The sequence below is a fragment of the Hydrocoleum sp. CS-953 genome (assembly GCF_002260545.1).
Classification (GTDB): Bacteria; Cyanobacteriota; Cyanobacteriia; order Cyanobacteriales; family Microcoleaceae; genus Trichodesmium.
Genome location: NZ_LGSU01000305.1, coordinates 1 through 2683, shown reverse-complemented (window position 1 = coordinate 2683; position 2683 = coordinate 1). Strand labels below are relative to the sequence as shown.

At 34.0% G+C, this 2683-nt stretch carries 4 protein-coding genes; all 4 read left to right on the top strand.

What is annotated here, in order from left to right; all coding sequences use genetic code 11:
• A partial coding sequence (locus AFK68_RS36220; RefSeq protein ID WP_168186297.1) for a hypothetical protein occupies positions 1 to 928 on the top strand: 928 nt, incomplete at its 5' end.
• A 98-nt stretch (positions 929 to 1026) separates the two neighbouring features.
• Positions 1027 to 1251 carry a DUF433 domain-containing protein gene (locus AFK68_RS02785; protein WP_094671452.1) on the top strand — a complete coding sequence of 75 codons (225 nt, stop codon included), beginning with the start codon at positions 1027 to 1029 and terminating at the stop codon, positions 1249 to 1251.
• A complete protein-coding gene (locus AFK68_RS02780) occupies positions 1248 to 1586 on the top strand; it encodes a DUF5615 family PIN-like protein (RefSeq protein ID WP_094671450.1) in 339 nt (112 codons plus the stop codon). Before AFK68_RS02785 ends, AFK68_RS02780 begins: the two co-directional genes overlap by 4 nt.
• Before the next feature lie 88 nt (positions 1587 to 1674).
• Positions 1675 to 2562, top strand: a complete 888-nt coding sequence (locus AFK68_RS02775) for a metal ABC transporter permease (protein ID WP_094671448.1) — start codon at positions 1675 to 1677, stop codon at positions 2560 to 2562.
• Positions 2563 to 2683: the final 121 nt, after the last annotated feature.

The following is a 2683-nucleotide window of genomic DNA, read 5'->3' as shown; positions in this document are numbered from 1 at the left end:
TTTGTCTCTTAAACAGGAATTCAAAAAACGTTTCGACTATGCCAAAGTAGAGTTTCTATACGATCATATAGATTATGACAACATACCAGGATTACGACGTGGGGATGATGGATTTCTGACTCCAGTTTTCTTTAACCTTGCAGTCTTAAATAAATATTCTCAACATCCTGATTATCGCTTAGATTTATTTTCCAAAACTTATGGAAGGATAGAAAAAAAAGATGAGTTTAAAATTTCTTTCGGTATTAATAGAAATCGAAAAGTATTTATGTGGTTAGGTGATATTGATGGATTATCTTTGAACGAGCAGCATTATCTTAGGTCTGAAAATGTAGAATCTGACCATGATTTATGCTCAGAGTTTTATGAATCACAGATGGATCTGCAGTTCTCAAACCCCTCTCCTGAAAATACTTTATTTCGTTTGAGATGGAAAGTTATTCAAGCTTGTCAGAGAAAACGACAAGGAGACCTTTATAAATTTTCAGGAGAAATAAGTCAAGTTATTGAAAATATTGACAGACCTGTATTTTGGCAGGAAAAGCATATCAATCCTGTTATAGAAGCTCTTAATCGAGTTATGGTTGAGAGCTTAAATTCAAAATTTCTTAAGGATGAGTTGAGAAGTGTAGTAGATAAAGGTGAGCTTAAAAATCTTCGCTCACTAAAGCTTTTTGAAAAGTGGCTAGAGAAAGTTCTTCAAATATCTAACTCTTCAGATGTTTCACTTCCATTTTATGTACTCTATGATTTTCGTGTTTTAAGTTCCCATCTGATTTCAGATTCCAAAAAGAATGAAATTCTTAAAAGTATTAATAAGAGGCTTGAGTTGTTAGAAAATAACGAAAACTATGAGGTGATTTATGATGCACTAATCAATAGACTTATAGAATCCTATAAGGTTATTCTTGCCGAACTTCAAGCCTAACAGCAACAGTATTAGAAATACTTAAAATCAAGATAATAGAATATGAAGCTACTTCCTGGTTAAAGTAAAATTAAAATTCATTCTGGAGTAAAACATATATGTCAGAATTACTAAAAAGAATTACGATTAATCCTAAACAATGTGGTGGCCGCCCTTGTATCCGAGGTATGAGAATTCGGGTATCAGATGTACTAGATTTGTTTGCTGCTGGAATGAGTGCCGAACAAATCTTAGCAGAAATGCCCGATCTAGAAGCCAACGATCTGCAAGCTTCCCTTTTATATGCCTCCCGTAAACTTAATCATCCCGTGCTAGTTGTATGATAATTTGGGTAGATGCACAACTGTCACCTGCGATCGCCACTTGGATTAGTGATACTTTTGGAGTAACAGCATTAGCTCTACGGGATATTGGTTTGAGAGATGCTGAAGATTTTGAGATTTTTGAAGCAGCAAAGGCTCAAAGTGTTATCTTGATAACTAAAGATAGTGATTTTGTCGATCTAGTCAATCGCCTTGACTCACCACCTCAAATTATCTGGTTAACCTGTGGTAACACCTCAAATGCTCGGTTACGAGAAATTTTAAGTGCTACTTTACCAGAAGCGCTAGAACTTCTACTGTCTGGTGAAGCATTAGTTGAAATTAGCGGAGAATAATTATACCTCTTTACTTATGAAATTACCACTTAATTTTCACTATAAAATCAGAATAATAAAACATCCAAAAGAGGAAAAATAAACACTCATGTTAGAAACATTACTCGAACCACTACAATACAGTTTTATGCAACGATCGCTCCTAGTCGCAGTAATAGTCGGAATTATTTGCGCAGTAGTTGGGAGTTATTTAATGGTACAAAGATTAGCACTATTAGGAGATGCCATTAGTCACTCAGTTTTACCGGGATTAGCTATTGCTTTTTGGATAGGAGCAAATATATTTGTCGGAGCATTTATCGCTGGAATAATAAGCACTATTTTAATTAACTTAATTAGGACGCGATCGCCAATCAAAGAAGATGCAGCAATGGGAATAGTTTTTTCTGCCTTCTTTGCTTTAGGAATCACATTAATTACAGTTATTCAGAAAGACAATAAAATCGACCTAAATCATTTTTTATTCGGCAATATTCTCGGCGTAACTGTTGGAGATGTACGAGATACATTAATAAGTGCTGTAGTTGTTTTATTAGTTGTTATTCTACTATATAAAGAATTATTCTTTTACACATTTGACCCCCTCGGCGCTCAAGCAGTAGGTTTACCTGTAAATTTATTAAATTTGGGGTTAATGATGTTAATTGGTTTGACAATTGTAGCAAGTCTCAAAGCAGTAGGAGTAGTATTAGTTTTATCCTTATTAATTACACCAGCATCTACAGCTTATTTATTAGTTAAAAGATTGCATCAAGTAATGATTTTAGGAGTAGGAATAGGAATTTTATCTAGTATTAGTGGGATGTATATTAGCTACTTCTATAATTTGCCATCCGGTCCGGCAATTGTATTAGTATCATTTGGATTATTTATATTAGCTTTTTTGTTCAGCCCTACTCAAGGAATTTTGACTCATCCCGCATCAACTTCTAATCAACATTCTATTTGGAGAGAGTTAAAAAGTTTGATTAAGTAAAGTTGAGCATATTAGATATTTAATCCTAACTAAATACAGCATTTTCCCTTGCCCGCGAGGTACAAAGTTAACAGGCAAGATACCTGTATTACTTAAGTTGAAAATATGAGATATTTAATCC